The organism is Stenotrophomonas sp. HMWF023 (assembly GCF_003060985.1).
Taxonomy (GTDB): domain Bacteria; phylum Pseudomonadota; class Gammaproteobacteria; order Xanthomonadales; family Xanthomonadaceae; genus Stenotrophomonas; species Stenotrophomonas lactitubi.
On sequence record NZ_QAIJ01000355.1, the window covers coordinates 1 to 17,522 of the forward strand.

At 65.4% G+C, this 17,522-nt stretch carries 18 protein-coding genes; 5 read left to right on the plus strand and 13 right to left on the minus strand.

What is annotated here, in order from left to right; translation table 11 throughout:
* The 3 genes from DBR20_RS21455 to DBR20_RS21465 form a co-directional block, all read left to right on the plus strand.
* The coding region (locus DBR20_RS21455) for a PDZ domain-containing protein (protein ID WP_108268336.1) at nucleotides 1-337 on the plus strand (337 nt) is incomplete at its 5' end.
* 136 nt (nucleotides 338-473) lie between these two features.
* Nucleotides 474-1,820 carry a sigma-54 dependent transcriptional regulator gene (locus DBR20_RS21460; RefSeq protein WP_108268338.1) on the plus strand — a complete coding sequence of 449 codons (1,347 nt, stop codon included), beginning with the start codon at nucleotides 474-476 and terminating at the stop codon, nucleotides 1,818-1,820.
* Nucleotides 1,817-3,178: an ATP-binding protein gene (locus tag DBR20_RS21465; protein WP_108268340.1), complete on the plus strand. Its 1,362-nt coding sequence runs from the start codon at nucleotides 1,817-1,819 to the stop codon at nucleotides 3,176-3,178. The genes DBR20_RS21460 and DBR20_RS21465 overlap by 4 nt, the downstream gene beginning before the upstream one ends.
* 60 nt (nucleotides 3,179-3,238) lie before the next feature.
* On the opposite strand, the gene DBR20_RS21470 is transcribed toward DBR20_RS21465, so the two are convergent.
* Nucleotides 3,239-3,781 carry a GNAT family N-acetyltransferase gene (locus DBR20_RS21470; protein WP_108268342.1) on the minus strand — a complete coding sequence of 181 codons (543 nt, stop codon included), beginning with the start codon at nucleotides 3,779-3,781 and terminating at the stop codon, nucleotides 3,239-3,241.
* Nucleotides 3,750-5,117, minus strand: a complete 1,368-nt coding sequence (glmU, locus tag DBR20_RS21475; protein WP_108268344.1) for a bifunctional UDP-N-acetylglucosamine diphosphorylase/glucosamine-1-phosphate N-acetyltransferase GlmU — start codon at nucleotides 5,115-5,117, stop codon at nucleotides 3,750-3,752. Before glmU ends, DBR20_RS21470 begins: the two co-directional genes overlap by 32 nt.
* Before the next feature lie 79 nt (nucleotides 5,118-5,196).
* Here glmU and DBR20_RS21480 point away from each other — a divergent pair, with 79 nt between their 5' ends.
* Nucleotides 5,197-5,580 carry a GtrA family protein gene (locus tag DBR20_RS21480; RefSeq protein ID WP_108268347.1) on the plus strand — a complete coding sequence of 128 codons (384 nt, stop codon included), beginning with the start codon at nucleotides 5,197-5,199 and terminating at the stop codon, nucleotides 5,578-5,580.
* 77 nt (nucleotides 5,581-5,657) lie between these two features.
* On the opposite strand, the gene DBR20_RS21485 is transcribed toward DBR20_RS21480, so the two are convergent.
* From DBR20_RS21485 to DBR20_RS21525, 9 genes are all read right to left on the minus strand, one after another.
* Nucleotides 5,658-6,080 carry a F0F1 ATP synthase subunit epsilon gene (locus DBR20_RS21485; RefSeq protein WP_025877355.1) on the minus strand — a complete coding sequence of 141 codons (423 nt, stop codon included), beginning with the start codon at nucleotides 6,078-6,080 and terminating at the stop codon, nucleotides 5,658-5,660.
* 112 nt (nucleotides 6,081-6,192) lie between these two features.
* A complete protein-coding gene (gene atpD, locus DBR20_RS21490) occupies nucleotides 6,193-7,599 on the minus strand; it encodes a F0F1 ATP synthase subunit beta (protein ID WP_089237045.1) in 1,407 nt (468 codons plus the stop codon).
* Between the two features lie 38 nt (nucleotides 7,600-7,637).
* Nucleotides 7,638-8,501: a F0F1 ATP synthase subunit gamma gene (atpG, locus tag DBR20_RS21495; protein ID WP_089237047.1), complete on the minus strand. Its 864-nt coding sequence runs from the start codon at nucleotides 8,499-8,501 to the stop codon at nucleotides 7,638-7,640.
* 95 nt (nucleotides 8,502-8,596) lie between these two features.
* Complete coding sequence (gene atpA / locus DBR20_RS21500) at nucleotides 8,597-10,144, minus strand: F0F1 ATP synthase subunit alpha (protein ID WP_089237049.1); 1,548 nt, start codon at nucleotides 10,142-10,144, stop codon at nucleotides 8,597-8,599.
* Nucleotides 10,145-10,188: 44 nt separating this feature from the next.
* A complete protein-coding gene (locus tag DBR20_RS21505) occupies nucleotides 10,189-10,716 on the minus strand; it encodes a F0F1 ATP synthase subunit delta (RefSeq protein ID WP_108268349.1) in 528 nt (175 codons plus the stop codon).
* Nucleotides 10,717-10,718: 2 nt separating this feature from the next.
* On the minus strand, nucleotides 10,719-11,189 hold the full coding sequence (locus DBR20_RS21510; RefSeq protein ID WP_025877365.1) for a F0F1 ATP synthase subunit B: 471 nt from the start codon (nucleotides 11,187-11,189) through the stop codon (nucleotides 10,719-10,721).
* 114 nt (nucleotides 11,190-11,303) lie between these two features.
* Complete coding sequence (gene atpE / locus DBR20_RS21515; protein WP_089237053.1) at nucleotides 11,304-11,606, minus strand: F0F1 ATP synthase subunit C; 303 nt, start codon at nucleotides 11,604-11,606, stop codon at nucleotides 11,304-11,306.
* Between the two features lie 64 nt (nucleotides 11,607-11,670).
* Nucleotides 11,671-12,459, minus strand: a complete 789-nt coding sequence (gene atpB, locus DBR20_RS21520) for a F0F1 ATP synthase subunit A (protein WP_089237055.1) — start codon at nucleotides 12,457-12,459, stop codon at nucleotides 11,671-11,673.
* 31 nt (nucleotides 12,460-12,490) lie between these two features.
* A complete protein-coding gene (locus DBR20_RS21525; protein WP_032952006.1) occupies nucleotides 12,491-12,823 on the minus strand; it encodes a hypothetical protein in 333 nt (110 codons plus the stop codon).
* A 497-nt stretch (nucleotides 12,824-13,320) separates the two neighbouring features.
* Here DBR20_RS21525 and DBR20_RS21530 point away from each other — a divergent pair, with 497 nt between their 5' ends.
* A complete protein-coding gene (locus DBR20_RS21530; protein ID WP_108268351.1) occupies nucleotides 13,321-14,139 on the plus strand; it encodes a hypothetical protein in 819 nt (272 codons plus the stop codon).
* A gap of 447 nt (nucleotides 14,140-14,586) precedes the next feature.
* Here the strand turns inward: DBR20_RS21530 and lpdA are convergent, their stop codons facing one another.
* Together lpdA and DBR20_RS23685 are read right to left on the minus strand one after the other, a co-directional pair.
* Nucleotides 14,587-16,395, minus strand: coding sequence for a dihydrolipoyl dehydrogenase (lpdA, locus tag DBR20_RS21535; RefSeq protein WP_108268353.1), 1,809 nt, complete (start codon nucleotides 16,393-16,395; stop codon nucleotides 14,587-14,589).
* Nucleotides 16,396-16,502: 107 nt separating this feature from the next.
* Nucleotides 16,503-17,522 (minus strand): dihydrolipoyllysine-residue acetyltransferase (locus DBR20_RS23685; protein WP_258223469.1); only part of this gene is annotated, 1,020 nt, incomplete at its 5' end.

Consider the following 17,522-nt stretch of genomic DNA (forward strand, 5'->3'; position numbering starts at 1 on the left):
CAGCAGCAGCTCGCAGACGCTGGAGTGGCGCCAGGACGATGCGCGGCTGGCGCTGCGCTCGACCGAAGGCGTGGTGCGGGTGGATGCGGCCAGCCCGGAGGCCCGCTTCGGCGTGCGCAGCGGCGACCGCATCCTGCGCGTGAACGATTCGCCGGTGCGGCAGATCGAGCAGCTCGCCGACGCCGTGCAGGCGGCGTCGACAGCCACCGTCTACCTGCTGCTGCGTCGCGATGGCCGGATGCTCACCGTGCCGGTGAACGTGGCCCAGTGGCGCCCCGCGCTGGCGCCACCACCACCACCGCCGGCTCCCCCGCCTCCGCCTCCGCCAAGGCGCTGAGGCCGGGCGGCTCCTGCGCCGCCATCGGTTTGGCTATGCTTGGTGGGTGGCGCCGAAAGCTCCGGCGTCATCCACCCTTTTCCGTGCGCGGCGCCGACGCTTTCCGGCGCTTCCCTGCCCTCCCAGAAGCCGCCGAATGCCCGCGATCCTGATCATCGACGACAACGCCAGCGTGGGAACCGCGCTGGACGTGCTGTTCTCCCTGCACGACATCGACACCCTGCTGGCGCAGAGCCCGGCCGAAGGGCTGGCGCTGCTGGAGTCACAGGCGGTCGACCTGGTGATCCAGGACATGAACTTCAGCGAGGACACCACCTCTGGCGAGGAAGGCGAGGCGCTGTTCGCACAGATCCGCGAACGCCACCCCGATCTGCCGGTGATCCTGCTGACTGCGTGGACCCACCTGAGCAGCGCGGTGGACCTGGTCAAGGCTGGTGCCGCCGACTATCTGGCCAAGCCGTGGGATGACCGCAAGCTGCTGACCACGGTCAACAACCTGCTGGAACTGTCTGAAGCGCGGCGCGAACTGGACCAGCGGCGCCAGCGCGAACAACGCCAGCGCCATGCGCTGGAAGACAAATACGCATTGTGTGGCGCGGTATTCGCCGACCCCGCCAGCGAGCGGGTGATCGCCCTGGCCTGCCAGGTCGCGCGCTCGGAGCTGCCGGTGCTGATCACCGGCCCCAATGGCGCGGGCAAGGAGAAGATCGCGCAGATCATCCAGGCCAATTCGCTGGTGGCCAAGGGCCCGTTCGTGGCGGTGAACTGTGGCGCCCTGCCCTCCGAACTGATCGAGGCCGAACTGTTCGGTGCCGAGGCCGGCGCCTATACCGGCGCCAACAAGGCGCGCGAAGGCAAGTTCGAGGCGGCCGACGGCGGCACGCTGTTCCTGGATGAGATCGGCAACCTGTCGCTGAGTGGGCAGATGAAGCTGCTGCGCGTGCTGGAGACGGGGCGCTTCGAACGCCTGGGCTCCAACCGCGAACGCCAGGTCAAGGTGCGCGTGGTCAGTGCGACCAATGCCGATCTGCCGGCGATGATCCGCGAAGGTACGTTCCGCGAAGACCTGTACTACCGGCTCAACACGGTGGAACTGGCGCTGCCGCCGCTGGCCGACCGCCCCGGCGACATCGTGCCGTTGGCCGAGCACTTCCTCAGCATCGGCAAGCCGCTGTCCAGCACGGCGGCCACTGCGCTGCAGCGGCACCTGTGGCCGGGCAACGTGCGCGAGCTGCGCAACGTGATCCAGCGTGCCGAACTGCTGGCCACCGGCAACCGCATCGACGTGGCCGATCTCAACCTGCCACGTGCGCCTGCGGCACCGCGCCCGACGCCAAGCGCCGGCAATGATCCCGACCGCGCACGCATCGAAGAAGTGCTGGCGCGCAACCACGGGGTCATCGCCCAAGCGGCCAACGAGCTTGGACTGAGCCGGCAGGCGCTGTACCGGCGCATGGACCGTCACGGCATCCCGCGCGAATGAAACGACGCTCTTTCACCTTCCGCCTGTTCCTGCGCCTGCTGCCGGTGCTGGCGCTGGCTGCTGCGCTGCCGTGGCTGCTGGCCTACTGGATGGACCATGGCTGGGTGGTGACCACCGTCTCCACGATCATCCTGCTGTCATTGATGTGGTGGACGCTGCGCCGCGCCACCGCACCGGTGCGCTCGTTGATGCGGGCGCTGTCCGGGACCACCAGCAGCTACCGCGACGGTGAGTACAACTTCGGCATCTACTGGCCCGGCAATGACGAACTGGGTGACCTGGTGCAGGCGCACCGCGAGCTGGGCGAAGTGCTGCGTGCACAGCGCCAGGGCCTGGTGCAGCGCGAACTGCTGCTGGACACCATGGTGCAGAACACGCCGGTGGCGATGCTGCTGATCGCCGCCGGTGGTGATGGTATTTCCCGCGTGGTGTTTTCCAACCTGGCCGCGCGCAAGCTGCTGCACAGCGGCTGGAAGCTGGAAGGCCAGCGCATGGAAGACGTGCTCGAACAGCTGCCGGTGGAACTGCGCGATGCCATCGGCCGCGGCGGCGACAGTCTGTTCGCGGTGAAGTCGGAACACGAAGACGGCGTGGAAGGGGACGAGGACGACGAACAGGTCTATCACCTCTCGCGCCGCGCGTTCCAGCTCAACGGCCGTCCGCATGACCTGCTGCTGGTACGCCAGCTCACTGCCGAACTGCGCCGGCAGGAAGTGCAGACCTGGAAGAAGGTGATCCGGGTGATCAGCCACGAGCTCAACAACTCGTTGGCGCCGATCGCATCGCTGGCACACTCCGGCGGCGAACTGGTCAAGCGCGAACGCTTCGACCGGCTGCCGGAGATCTTCACCACCATTGAAGACCGCGCACGCCACCTGGAAGGCTTCATCCGCGGCTACGCACGTTTCGCCAAGCTGCCACAGCCGCAGCTGCAGACCGTGCAGTGGGCGCCGTTCCTGTCCAGCCTGTGCCAGCAGATTCCGTTCACGATGGAACGTGAACTCGACGAAGAACTTAGCAGCCGCATCGACATCGCCCAGTTCGGCCAGGCCCTGCTCAACCTGCTGAAGAACGCGCACGAGGCCTGCGCCGAAGCAGATCCGCCGAACGACGACGTGCAGGTGCAGCTGACCCGGCTGCCGCAGTGGTTGCGGCTGGATGTGCTGGACCGGGGCAAGGGCATGAACGAGCAGGTGCTGCAGAATGCGCTGATGCCGTTCTATTCGACCAAGCGCAATGGCACCGGCCTGGGGCTAGCACTCACCCGTGAGATCGTCGAGGCGCACGGTGGCAGGGTGTCGCTGCAGAACCGCACCGACGGCGGGCTGTGTGTGTCGATCCTGTTGCCGGTGGGGTAGGAAGGTCAAAGGCCAGTAGATCCACGCCATGCGTGGATGCTTTTGCTCTGCTTTTCGAATTCACCTTGAAGAAAGCACTCGCCGCATCGCCACCCGCAGGTGCATCGGGAACCCCAGCCCCGCTTCCTCGGCCATCACCACGTGCAGGCCCGCGCCCCACCCTGCCTCCGGCAGCACGTTGAATCCTTCGCTGGTATAGAAAGGCGCATTCCACGGCACATCGGACAGCGTGGTCAGCACTGCGGCAGCGTAACCACGTATCTTGGCCTCAGCCAGCGCATGGCGCAGCAGCGCTCGCCCGTAGCCACGCCGCGCGTGGAGAGGATCCACATCCATCTGCAGCACGTGGAAATCACCATCGAGCGCACCGCCCAGCAGGTAGCCGGCGATGCTGCCATCGGCGCCGTCGATGACCCACAGCTGGTCGCGCTGCAGTCCAGCCTGCAGCGTGAGCAGATCCAGACCATGACCGGCGAACACCGTATACGCCTCGTGCCCGCGCAGCAGTTCCCCCGCACGCTGTTCGATGCGCGGCAGCGCGTCGAGCTCGCCGACGCGCGGTGGTCTCGGCTCAGCTCTTCTTGATGGGTCGCTGCCAGCCATCGATCGTTTCCTGGCGCGCACGGGCCACGGTCAGCTTGCCGTCCGGCGCAGTGCGGGTGATGACCGAACCTGCAGCGATCGTCGCCCCTTCACCGATCAGCACCGGCGCCACCAGCGAACTGTTGGAGCCGATGAAGGCGTTGTCGCCGATGGTGGTGGTCGACTTGTTCACACCGTCGTAGTTGCAGGTGATGGTGCCCGCGCCGATGTTGACCTTGCTGCCGATCACCGCATCGCCCAGGTAGGTCAGATGGTTGGCCTTGCTGCCCACCCCCAGGGTGACCTTCTTGGTTTCCACGAAGTTGCCCACGTGCACGCCATCGGCCAGCACGGTACCGGGGCGCAGGCGCGCGAACGGACCGATCTGTGCCGCGCCCTCGCTGATCACGCCTTCCACATCGCAGTGCGCACGCACTTCGGTGCCCGCGCCGAGAGTGACGTCCTTCAGCCGGGTGAACGGTCCGACGGTCACGCCATCACCGAGCACCACCTTGCCTTCCAGGATCACATCGACATCGATCATCACGTCGCTGCCGACGATCACCTCTCCACGGATATCCACCCGCGCCGGATCCCGCACGCGCGCGCCCTGGATGCACAGCGCGCGCACTGCGCGCCGCTGCCAGGCGCGTTCCAGCTGCGAGAGCTGCCAGGGATCGTTCGCGCCTTCCGCGTCCTGCGCATCGGCCACCAGGGCCATCTCCGCCGGAGTGAACTCACGGGCGGCGAAGGCGAACACATCGGTCAGGTAGTACTCGCCCTGGGCGTTGCTGTTGGACAGCTGCGACAGCCAACGGCGCAGCGCGGTCGACTCGGCAGTGATGATGCCGGTATTGATGATGCGCACCCGGCGCTGTTCGTCATCGGCATCCTTCTGCTCGACGATTGCCCCCACCTTGCCTTCCGCATCGCGCAGCACGCGACCATAGCCGGTGGGATCCTCGACATCGGCAACCAGCACGGCCAGCCGGCCCGGCTGGGCCAGCAGGTCGCGCAGGGTCTGCGCACGGATCAACGGCACATCGCCGTACAACACCAGCACCTGTGCGGCGTCGGGCACCTCCGGCATGGCCTGGGCAACGGCATGACCGGTACCCAGCTGCTGCGCTTGTTCCGCCCACAACAGGTCCGGCTGGTCAGCGAAGTAGCGCCGCACCTGGTCCCCGCCGTGGCCGTACACCACGTGGATGGCAGCCGGCTGCAGTTCGCGCGCCGTGGCGATCACATGCGCCAGCATCGGCTGCCCGGCAATCGGCTGCAGCACCTTGGGCAGCATCGATTTCATGCGCTTGCCGGCGCCAGCGGCGAGGATGATCACGTGCAGGGGTTGGGTCATGCGGGCGGTCCACGATTCGATGGCGGTGATTCTAGAACGGGGGCCGTTAACATGGAGCCCCCACCATGACCCCGGCACCATGAGCCTGCTCCGCCAAGGCCGTTCCTATCTCGTCATCGGCCTGCTGCAGCTGCTGCTGGACTGGGCGGTGTTCGTACTGGCGACGGCAGCCGGCATGCCTGCTGCGCCCGGCAACGTCTGCGGACGCGTGGCCGGCATGCTGCTGGGTTTCTGGCTCAATGGACGCATCACCTTCGCCGATGCCAACGGGCAGCGCCTGGGGTGGCGCCGCTTCGCACGATTCCTGCCGCTGTGGTTGCTACTGACCCTGGCCAGCACGCTGCTGGTGGCCGCCGCCGACCATGCGCTGGGCCTGCAGTACGCTTGGCTGGCAAAGCCGCTGGTGGAAGCGGGCCTGGCGGTGGTGTCTTTCCTGCTGCTGCGCCACGTCGTGTACCGGTAACGGCGTTTCCGCTGCGTCGTCGACACATACAAAAACGCCGGCACGTGGCCGGCGTTCCTGCTTGATGGCGCTGGACCTCAGTGCTTGAGGGTCTTGCGCAGGCGCTCCAGCGCCTGCAGCTGGACAACGGCTTCGGCCAGCTTCTGCTGGGCTTCGGCCACTTCCATCGCTTCGCCGCGGTTGGCCAGGATGCGCTCGGCTTCTTCCTTGGCCTTGCGGACCGAGGCTTCGTCGATGTCCTGTGCGCGGATCGCGGTGTCGGCCAGCACGGTCACCACCTGCGGCTGCACTTCCAGGATGCCGCCGGAAATGGCGAAATCCAGCTGCTCGCCGCTCGGCGTGGTCACTACCACCTTGCCCGGCTTCAGGCGGGTGATCAGCGGTGCGTGCTTGGGCGCGATGCCCAGCTCGCCCAGCTCACCGGTGGCCACGACCAGGGTCGCTTCGCCACGGAAGATTTCCTGCTCGGCGCTGACGATGTCGCAACGGATGGTGCTCATGTAACTCTCTTCGCTAGGGGGCGGGTCGAACCCACCGCAGGGATTCCGCAGCGGTGGGCGCAGGCCCACCCCGTGTCACGGTCGGGACGGGCGTGTGCCCGTCCCTGCCGCATCAGGCCTTCTCGGCCATCTTCTTGGCCTTCTCGACCGCTTCTTCGATGCTGCCGACCATGTAGAACGCCTGCTCCGGCAGGTGGTCGTACTCGCCATCGACGATGGCCTTGAAGCCACGGATGGTGTCCTTCAGCGACACGTACTTGCCCGGCGAGCCGGTGAACACTTCGGCCACGTGGAACGGCTGGCTGAAGAAGCGCTCGATCTTGCGGGCGCGCGACACGGCCTGCTTGTCTTCTTCGGACAGTTCGTCCATGCCCAGGATGGCGATGATGTCCTTCAGTTCCTTGTACTTCTGCAAGGTCTGCTGGACGCGCTGGGCGGTGTCGTAGTGCTCGTGGCCGATGACCAGCGGGTCCATCTGGCGGCTGGTGGAATCCAGCGGATCGACCGCCGGGTAGATACCCAGCGAAGCGATCGAACGCGACAGGGTCACGGTCGAGTCCAGGTGGGCGAAGGTGGTCGCCGGCGACGGATCGGTCAAGTCATCGGCCGGCACGTAGACGGCCTGGATCGAGGTGATCGAACCATTCTTGGTCGAGGTGATGCGCTCCTGCAGGACGCCCATTTCCTCGGCCAGGGTCGGCTGGTAACCCACTGCCGACGGCATACGACCCAGCAGTGCCGACACTTCGGTACCGGCCAGGGTGTAGCGGTAGATGTTGTCGACGAACAGCAGCACGTCCTTGCCCTTGCCGTTCTCATCCTTCTCGTCGCGGAAGTACTCGGCCATGGTCAGGCCGGTCAGGGCGACGCGCAGACGGTTGCCCGGCGGCTCGTTCATCTGGCCGTACACCATCGCAACCTTGTCCAGGACGTTGGAGTCCTTCATCTCGTGGTAGAAGTCGTTGCCCTCACGGGTACGCTCACCCACGCCGGCGAACACGGACAGACCGCTGTGCGCCTTGGCGATGTTGTTGATCAGTTCCATCATGTTGACGGTCTTGCCGACGCCGGCGCCGCCGAACAGGCCGACCTTGCCGCCCTTGGCGAACGGGCACATCAGGTCGATGACCTTGATGCCGGTTTCCAGCAGCTCGGTGGCCGGGGACTGGTCTTCGTACGACGGAGCAGCACGGTGGATTTCCCAGGTGTCGCTGGCGGCGACCGGGCCGGCTTCGTCGATCGGACGGCCGAGCACGTCCATGATGCGGCCCAGGGTGCCAGCGCCGACCGGCACGGAAATGCCGCGCTCGGTGTTGGTGGCCACCAGGTTGCGCTTCAGGCCATCGGTGGAGCCCAGCGCGATGCAGCGGACCACGCCGTCACCGAGCTGCTGCTGCACTTCCAGGGTGATTTCGGTGTTGTCCACCTTCAGCGCGTGGTACACCTTCGGCACCGACTCGCGGGGGAATTCGACGTCGACGACGGCGCCGATGATCTGAACGATCTTGCCCTGACTCATTGCTGCATCCTCTAAATGTGTGCTTTTAACGAACGCGGTCAGACTGCTGCCGCGCCGCCGACGATTTCGGAGATTTCCTGGGTGATCGCTGCCTGGCGGGCCTTGTTGTAGACCAGCTGCAGGGTTCCGATCAGCTTGTTGGCGTTGTCACTGGCCGACTTCATCGCCACCATGCGCGCGGCATGCTCGGAAGCGACGTTTTCCAGCAGCGCCTGGTACACCAGCGACTCGATGTAACGCGTCATCACGTGCTCGAGCACGGTCGCGGCATCGGGTTCGTACAGGTAGTCCCAGTCGTGGTGCGCAACCTGCTTCTCGGCGGCCGGCAGCGGCAGCAGCTGATCGAAGCTGGCCTTCTGCACCATCGTGTTGACGAAGCGGTTGTAGACCAGATACACGCGGTCGACCTTGCCTTCGGTGAAGGCGTCGAGCATGACCTTGATCACACCGATCAGCGATTCCAGCTTCGGCGTGTCGCCGATGTGGGTCACCGTGCCGACCATGTTCACCTTGACCCGGCGGAAGAAGGTCGACGCCTTCTGGCCGATGGTCACCAGGTCCACTTCGGCGCCCTTGTCCTGCCAGGCCTTGGCTTCGCCAAGCATCTTGCGGAACAGGTTGTTGTTGAGGCCGCCGGCCAGACCGCGATCGGAGGAGATCACGATGAAACCGACCCGCTTGACCTGCTCACGCTCGACCAGGAACGGATGCTGGTAGTCGGTGCTGGCCTGCGCCAGGTGGCCGATCACCTGCTTCATCGCCTGCGCGTACGGACGCGAGGTCTTCATCCGATCCTGCGCCTTGCGGATCTTGGAGGCCGAGACCATTTCCAGGGCGCGCGTCACCTTGCGGGTGTTCTGCACGCTCTTGATCTTGGTTTTGATTTCGCGTCCGCTTGCCATCTTTTATTCCCGTGGCGCGGGGCCTGGGCCCCGCGTTGTTCAACCGTTTGATCGTCTGGTCCAGCGGAGCATCGCTCCGCTCTACAGGACCTCGATTACCAGCTGCCGGTGGTCTTGAACTCGACGATGCCCTTCTTGAAGGCACCTTCGATGTCGTTGTCCCAACCGCCGGTGGCGTTGACCTTGCCGATCAGCTCGCCCTGGGTGTTGGCGAAGTGCGCGTGCAGGCCTTCTTCGAACGCCAGCAGCTTGCTGACCGGCACGTCGTCGAGGTAACCCTCGTTGACGGCGTAGATCGACAGCGCCTGGTTGGCGATCGACATCGGTGCGTACTGCTTCTGCTTCATCAGCTCGGTGACGCGCTGACCGCGCTCCAGCTGCTTGCGGGTGGCTTCGTCCAGATCCGAAGCGAACTGCGCGAACGCAGCCAGCTCGCGGTACTGGGCCAGCGAGATACGGATGCCGCCGGACAGCTTCTTGATGATCTTGGTCTGTGCCGAACCACCGACGCGCGACACCGAGATACCAGCGTTCACGGCCGGACGGATGCCGGCGTTGAACAGATCGGTTTCCAGGAAGATCTGGCCGTCGGTGATCGAGATCACGTTGGTCGGAACGAACGCGGAGACGTCGCCGGCCTGGGTTTCGATGATCGGCAGCGCGGTCAGCGAACCGGTCTTGCCGGTGACCTTGCCTTCGGTGAACTTCTCGACATATTCCTCGGACACGCGGGCAGCGCGCTCGAGCAGACGGGAGTGCAGGTAGAACACGTCACCCGGGTAGGCTTCACGGCCCGGCGGGCGCTTCAGCAGCAGCGAGATCTGGCGGTAGGCCACGGCCTGCTTGGACAGATCGTCGTACACGATCAGCGCGTCTTCGCCGCGGTCCATGAAGTACTCACCCATGGTGCAGCCCGAGTAGGCGCTGATGTACTGCATCGCGGCCGATTCGGACGCGGTGGCAGCCACCACGATGGTGTGCGCCAGGGCGCCGTTCTCTTCCAGCTTGCGCACGATGTTGGCAACGGTCGAGGCCTTCTGGCCGATCGCTACGTACACGCACTTGATGCCGGTGCCCTTCTGGTTGATCACCGCATCGATGGCCAGCGCGGTCTTGCCGGTCTGGCGGTCACCGATGACCAGCTCGCGCTGGCCACGGCCGATCGGGATCATCGAGTCGACCGACTTGTAACCGGTCTGCACCGGCTGGTCGACCGACTTGCGCCAGATCACGCCCGGAGCAACGCGCTCCACCGGAGCGGTCAGGTCGGTGCCCAGCGGGCCCTTGCCATCGATCGGCTCGCCGAGTGCGTTGACGACGCGGCCCAGCAGTTCCGGACCGACCGGCACTTCCAGGATGCGGCCGGTGGTCTTGGCGACGTCACCTTCGCGCACTTTCTCGTAGCCACCCAGGACCACGGCGCCGACCGAGTCGCGCTCCAGGTTCAGGGCCAGGGCGAAGGTGTTGTTCGGCAGTTCGATCATTTCGCCCTGCATCACGTCGGCCAGACCGAAGATGCGCACGATGCCGTCGGACACGCTGGTCACGGTGCCTTCGTTGCGCGATTCCGCGGCCAGCTTGACCTTCTCGATGCGGTTCTTGATCAGTTCGCTGATTTCGGAGGGGTTGAGCGTGGTTGCCATCGTCAAGTCCTAGTGCCGGCAGCGGGGCCGGACGTTAAATGAATTCAGTTAGCGAGCGCGGTCTGCAGACGGGCCAGCTTGCCCTTCAGCGAACCATCGATGACCACGTCGCCGGCGTCGATCACAGCGCCGCCGATCAGCGAGGCGTCGACCGCGGTGGTCACATCGACCTCGCGGTTGAAGCGCTTGCGCAGCGCGGCCTTGATCGCGTCCAGCTCGGCAACCGACAGCTCGGCCGCGGAGGTCACCGTGGCCTTGACCACGTGCTCGGCCTCGGCGCGCAGCGCGTCGAACATGCCAGCGATTTCCGGCAGCAGCGGCAGACGATGCGATTCGGCAAGCACAGCCAGGAAGCGCGAGTAGGTCTCGCCGCGGGACTCCGGCGCCAGCAGGGCGACGGCGTCGTCGCGACCCAGCTCCGGGTTGGCGAGCAGGGCCGCCACGCGCGGGTCGGCGGCGACGTGGGCAGAGAACGCCAAAGCGTCCGACCACGGCGCGAACGCGCCTTCGTCACGCGCGGTCGCGAAGGCGGCGCGGGCGTACGGGCGGGCAAGCGTGAGGGCCTGGCTCATCCTTAAATCTCCGAGGCCAGCTCGTCGAGCAGCGCCTTGTGGGCGTTGGCGTCGATTTCGCGCTTGAGCAGCTTTTCGGCACCGGTCACGGCCAGCGCGGACACCTGCTTGCGCAGATCTTCACGGGCACGGTTGGCGGCGGCGTCGATTTCAGCCTGGGCCAGGTCCTTCTGACGGGTGGCTTCGGCAACAGCTTCGTTGCGGGCCGCGTCGACGATCTGGTTGGCACGCGCATGGGCCTGATCGATGATCTCGTTGGCCTTGGTGCGGGCTTCCTTCAGCGCTTCATTGACCTTGTCCTGCGCCTGGGCCAGATCTTTCTGGCTGCGGTCGGCAGCAGCGAGGCCTTCAGCGATCTTCTGCTGGCGCTCTTCGATCGCGTTCATCAGCGGCGGCCAGATCTTGGTCGCGATGAGCCAGATCAGGGCGGCAAAGGCCAGGGCCTGGGCGATGAGGGTAAAACCGATATCCATGGGGTTCGCTCAGTCGGTTGTGACGGGATGGAGGCGCCGCCACACGGGCGGCGCATCCGAACCTTCATCCGCGACCAGGCGCCTGCGGCGCCCGGTCGTTTCGCTTTCGCTGGATCAGCCAGCGATTGCCGGCAGACGCGAGACGAACTCGCCGACCATCGGGTTGGCGAAGGCGAACAGCAGGCCCACGGCGACCGAGATGATGAAGGCGGCGTCGATCAGGCCGGCGGTGATGAACATGCGGACCTGCAGGACCGGGATCAGTTCCGGCTGGCGCGCGGCCGACTCCAGGAACTTACCGGCCATGATGGCCAGACCCAGACCGGCGCCCAGCGCGGCCAGGCCGATCATGATGCCGACGGCGAGGACGGTGGAGCTCTGAACTTGGGCGAGATTGGTCAGGACGGCGAAGTACATGGTTTTCTCCAGGAACTTGATTGCTAAGGGTTTAGAAACAAACGGATGAAGGGTGAAGCGAAACTCAGTGAGCGTCTTCCGACAGGCTCAGGTACACGATGGACAGCATCATGAAGATGAAGGCCTGCAGCGGAATCACCAGAAGGTGGAACAGCATCCAGCCGAAGCCGGCGAACGCGCCTGCAAACATGCCGGCGATACCTGCACCGCCCAGCACCCAGATCAGCAGGAACACGATTTCACCGCCGAACATGTTGCCGAACAGTCGCATCGCCAGCGAGATCGGCTTGCTCAGCCACTCGACGATGTTCAGGATCAGGTTGAACGGCATCATCCACTTGCCAAACGGTGCGGTCAGGAATTCCTTGGCGAAACCGCCAAAGCCCTTGGCGCGCAGCGCGAAGAACAGCATCAGGAAGAACACGCTGATCGACATGCCCAGGGTGGCATTGACGTCAGCGGTGGGGACCGGCTTCCAGTACGGCACGCCCATCAGTTCGAGCGGCTTGGCGATGAAGTCGGCCGGGATCATCTTGATGAGGTTCATCAGGAGGATCCAGAAGAAGATCGTGATCGCGATCGGGGTCACCAGCTTGCTGGTGCCGTGGTAGGTGTCCTTGGCCTGGCGGTCAACGAACTCCAGGCAGATCTCGACGAACGCCTGCCACTTGCCCGGCACGCCGGAGGTGGCCTTGCGGGTGCCGAGCCAGAAGGCGACGACCATCACCAGGCCCATCAGCAGCGAGGTCACCAGCGTGTCCACGTGGATTGCCCACGGAGAGCCATGACCTGCCGTCAGATTGTGCAGGTGATGCTGGATGTAGGAGGTGGGTGTAAGCGCCTCGCCTGCCATGTGTCCGGAACCTTAAGTTAAATGAATTCGATTAGCGCCTGGCCATGGCCAGGACCTGGAACATCAGCCCGACGGCGATACCGGCCAACAGCGCCAACGCAGGCAGCTTGAAGACCAGGAACCCCACCATCAGGACACCAAAAACGAGCGCCCACTTGGCCACGATCGCAACGATCAGGCGCGCCATGGCCGAACCGGCCCCCAGCGCACCACCACCCAATGCCATCCTTGCCGCCACCCAACCACCGGCCGAAACCGCCACGCCGGATGCCAGGGCACCAAGGGCATACTTCGGCCCTACCAGCAGGAAGGCCAGAGCCAGGACAGCCACTGCGGCCAGCGGGTAGACCGCGGCGCGCAGCATCAGTCGCCGACCCGTTTCTACGGAGTTCAGCACAGGACGTCCCGCGTGGTTACAAGTGGATGGCTGAGGCGACTACAGCAGGGGGGCCTCATCGAGCCGCCAAATTATAGCAATGGGACAATTTGCGAGACAACCGGTCCCTGTTCATATCGGAACAGCGCAAGTTGCGGTAAGGGCTGCGGATTTGCAGCCCACCACGGGGACAATGACATCTGCGCAATGTTGCGGCGCAGCGTATTGAACTTTGGTCGCAGGCGATGGAACTTTCCGCCGACGGCGATGGTCCGATCCTGCGACCTGCCTGCAGCTACCTCGTCGACGCTTCGCCTGCAGGTCCCCATGATGGCCCCGAAGCGCCGCTCCGGGGCCATCTTTTTCGCACGGCAGCGACAGCGCTGAACCGTCCACACCGCGTGGACCATACGTTCACGGATGGTGGACAGCGACGTCCGGCAAAGTGGCCTTCATTCCGATGAACCACTGCAAGGACTCTTTCGATGCGCTCCGTTCCCACCCTGCTCGCCCTCTCGCTTCTCGCCGCCGGCGCGTCGTTCGCCTCCGCCGCCCATGCCGCCGAAGGCGATGACCGCTTCGCCCTGCGCCTGGGTGCGATGAACATCGACTCGGACAACACCCTGCGTGGCAATACCAACGTCGCCGGCCAGGACGTCGGTTTCTCCGAGGACTTCAAGCTGGGCGGCAAGGAATGGGAGCCGCGTATCGACGGCATGTTCCGCATCAGCAACCGCCAGCGCCTGCTGTTCAACTACTTCAAGTACGACAAGGACCGCCGCGAGACGCTCGGCCAGGATATTTCCTTCGGCAACGTCAACGTGCCGGCCGACAGCTTCGTCAAGGCCGAGCTGAAGTACCAGGTGGCCAGCCTGGTGTATGACTACTCGGTGGTGGACACCGAGAAGTTCGACCTCGGCCTGCAGCTGGGTGCCGAATACGCCAAGGTCAGCACCAAGGGCTACGCCGACCTGGGCACGGTGTACGAAGGCCAGTTCCTGGACGAGAAGACCGACGGTGTTGCGCCGGTGGTCGGTGCACGCCTGAGCTTCACCCCGTCCGAAAAGTGGATGATCACGCTGCAGGGCCAGTACCTCAACACGCGCTGGGGCAGCTTCGACGACTACAAGGGTGACCTCAGCCGCGCCAACGCGATCGTCGATTACCGCTTCACCCAGAACTTCGGCGTGTTCGCCGGCTACGACTGGTTCAAGCTGGATGCGGACAAGAAGGGCAGCGACGGCACCATCGGCCTGAAGCAGGAATTCAAGGGCCCGGTGGCCGGTATCAGCGTCACCTTCTAAGCCCTACGCCTCTTCCACAACGCTCTCTCCTGGCGCGGCCTCCGGAACATCGGGGGCCGCGTTTTTTGTGCTGTTGTTCCGTGCAGGGGCAAGAGCAGGATGGTCGAGCGCTGGAGGGAGAGGGGGCTGCGTGCGAATGTCCCCCGGCGCCGGCCTGCGGCCGTCACCTCCTCCTTTACTTCGCACCCAGCCCCCTCTCCCTCCGCGTGTCAGGCATCCAGGCAGCCTCTGCGGTGGCTGCTCTGCCGTCCGCAAGCCGAGCCTCTGCGCGGGCGGCAGGCGTTTCGACAAAGTAAAGGAGGAGGCGACCGCCGCAGGCGGGCGACGGGGGACACCGTCGAAACGCCTGCCGCCCGTGCAGCGGCCCCACCGCTCGCAATAACCGCGAGCGAAGAAACAAAAAACCCCGGCAGAGACCGGGGCTTTTCGACTCGCGAATGCGAGTGCTTACTTCTTCTTCGGCATGTACAGATCGGTGATCGTGCCGTCGTAGATTTCCGAGGCCATCGCCACCGATTCGCTCAGCGTCGGGTGCGCATGGATGGTGTGGCCGATGTCCTCGGCCTCTGCACCCATCTCGATCGCCAGGCCGATCTCGGCCAGCAGATCACCAGCATGGACGCCGACGATGGCGCCACCGATGATGCGATGGCTGTCCTCGTCGAAGATCAGCTTGGTGAAGCCCTCGGTACGACCGATGCCGATCGCACGGCCGCTGGCGGCCCACGGGAACTTGGCCACGCCGACCTTCAGGCCCTTGGCCTTGGCTTCGGTCTCGGTCACGCCGACCCAGGCGATTTCCGGGTTGGTGTAGGCCACCGACGGAATCACACGCGCCACCCATTCCTTCTTGTGGCCGGCAGCCACTTCGGCCGCCAGCTTGCCCTCATGCGTGGCCTTGTGGGCCAGCATCGGGTTGCCGACGATATCGCCGATGGCAAAGATGTGCGGCACGTTGGTGCGCATCTGCCGGTCGACCGGAATGAAGCCGCGGTCGGTGACCTGCACGCCGGCCTTGTCCGCGTCGATCTTCTTGCCGTTCGGCGAGCGGCCCACAGCCACCAGCACGCGATCAAAGGTGCCCTGCGCCAATGCCGGCGTCTGCCCTTCCTCGGCGGCTTCGAAGGTCACGGTGATGCCCTTGGCATCGGCGGTCACGCCGGAGGCCTTGGTCTTCAGGTGAACCTCGATGCCCTGCTTCTTCAGGCGGTCGGCCAGCGGCTTGACCAGGTCCTTGTCGGCGCCCGGCATCAGCTGGTCCATGAACTCGACCACGGTGACCTTGCTGCCCAGTGCGCCATACACGGTGGCCATTTCCAGACCGATGATGCCGCCACCGACGACCAGCAGCGAACCCGGCACTTCAGCCAGTTCCAGAGCGTCGGTGGAGTCCATCACGCGCTTGTCGTCCCACGGGAAGTTCGGCAGCTTCACCGCCTGCGAACCGGCGGCGATGATGCACTTCTGGAAGCGCAGCAGCTGGGTGCTGCCGTCTTCAGCCGTGATCAGCAGTTCGTTGGCCGACACGAATCTGCCCACGCCCTGCACGTTGCGGACCTTGCGCTGCTTGGCCATGCCGGCCAGGCCCTTGGTCAGCTGGTTGACGACCTTTTCCTTGTACTGGCGCAGCTTGTCCAGGGTGATGGTCGGCTTGCCGAACTCGACGCCGAAATCACCGGCGTGGGCGACTTCGTCGATCACCGCAGCGGCATGCAGCAGTGCCTTGGACGGAATGCAGCCCACGTTGAGGCAGACGCCGCCGAGGCTGGCATAGCGCTCGACCAGCACCGTATCCAGGCCGACGTCGGCGGCGCGGAAGGCGGCGGTGTAGCCGCCCGGGCCCGAGCCCAGCACGACCATTTCGCATTCGATGTCGGCGGCCTTGCCACTGGCCAGTGCCGGCTTCGGTGCTGCCGGCTCGGCCGGGGCGCGGTGCGACGGGGTCACCGGCGGCTTGCTGGCCGGAGCGGCTGCAGCCGGGGCCGGCGCAGCAGCCTTGGCCGGCGCTTCAGCGGCGTCCTCGGACTCCAGCAGCACGACGACCGCGCCTTCGGACAGGGTGTCTCCCAGCTTGACCTTGATTTCCTTGACCACGCCGGCAGCCGAGGACGGCACTTCCAGGGTGGCCTTGTCCGACTCCAGGGTCACCAGACCCTGGTCTTTCTTCACCGTATCGCCAACGGCGACCAGCACTTCGATCACCGGTACATCGCTGTAATCGCCGATGTCGGGAACCTTGATTTCAATCGTGGCCATGGTGGGTTTTCCTCGTGCCCGACCGGCGTGGCCGGCGGGCTGTCACTGCGTTTCGACAGGCGGCCGCGCCAGGGGCAGCGGCCGCACGGTGGGGGCGAAGCGGTGCCTTACAGCAGCACGCGGCGCATGTCGGCCAGCACCTGCGAGAGGTACGTGGTGAAGCGTGCGGCCAGGGCGCCATCGATGACGCGGTGGTCGTAGCTCAGCGACAGCGGCAGCATCAGCTTCGGTGCGAATTCCTTGCCGTTCCAGACCGGCTGGATGGACGACTTGGAGACGCCGAGGATGGCCACTTCCGGTGCATTGACGATCGGGGTGAACGCGGTGCCGCCGATGCCGCCCAGCGAGCTGATCGAGAAGCAGCCGCCGCTCATGTCGGCCGGGCCCAGCTTGCCGTCGCGCGCCTTCTTGGCCAGCTCGCCGGTTTCCTGCGCGATCTGCACCACGCCCTTCTTGTCGACATCGCGGATGACCGGAACGACCAGGCCGTTCGGGGTATCGGCCGCGAAACCGATGTTGAAGTACTTCTTCAGGGTCAGGTTCTCGCCGCTGGCATCCAGCGAAGCGTTGAACTCCGGGAACTGCTTCAGCGCCGCAGCGCTGGCCTTGATCAGGAAGGCGAGCATGGTCAGCTTGATGCCGGCCTTCTCGTTCTCCTTGTTCAGCGCCACGCGCAGGCCTTCCAGGTCGGTGATGTCGGCCTGCTCGAACTGGGTGACGTGCGGAATCATCGCCCAGTTGCGGGCCAGGTTCGCACCGGAGATCTTCTTGATGCGCGACAGCGGCTGCACTTCAACGTCGCCGAACTTGCTGAAATCGACCTTCGGCCACGGCAGCAGGTTGAGGCCACCGCCGGCGGCCACGGTGCCACCGGCAGCCGCCGGAGCGCCGCCGCTGAGCGCGGCCTTGACGAATTTCTGCACGTCGGCCTTGGTGATGCGACCGCCCTTCTCGCTGCCGCTGACCTGCAGCAGGTCGACACCCAGCTCACGGGCGAACACGCGCACCACCGGCGATGCGTAGGGCACCTTGGCCGGCAGCACGCCATCGGCGTTGAACTGCACCGGCGGGCTGCTCGGCGCGCCGGCCGAGGGGGCGCTGGCGATCTCGCGGGCGGCCAGCTTGTC